Below are 356 nucleotides of genomic sequence, written 5' to 3' on the forward strand. Positions count from 1 at the left end.
CCTTCGGTATCTCCACCGCCTTCACCGGGGGCGGGAAGTAGCTGCCCGACGACATCCTGTTCCAGATCCGGTACAGATTGTTCTTCAGATCCTTCTCGAACGCGTCGACGGACTGCCCGTCCGCTCCCGGAGCGCCCTTGTTGGCCTTTACCTTCTGGTACGCCGCCCAGACAAGTCCCTTCGATATGTTGAACGGCTTCTCTGTAGACTTTGATGACCCCACTCGATCCCTCCCAGCATCGCTGGTTGCCCGAACGAACTCATCAGGATGAGCCGACCCCTTCGCTCTGCCCCCATTACAGGGGCTTCGACGCTACTACGAGCCGGTCCGCCAGCGTGTGCCGCGTCGGTACTCA

Annotated in this window: 1 pseudogene; it reads right to left on the bottom strand. The window is 60.7% G+C overall.

Annotation, left to right across the window (positions count from 1 at the left end):
- Nucleotides 1-223: pseudogene (locus U9977_RS24300) on the bottom strand (group II intron reverse transcriptase/maturase); the annotation flags it as partial.
- Nucleotides 224-356: the final 133 nt, after the last annotated feature.

The sequence above is a fragment of the Protofrankia sp. Cas8 genome (assembly GCF_963555845.1).
Lineage (GTDB): Bacteria > Actinomycetota > Actinomycetes > Frankiales > Frankiaceae > Protofrankia.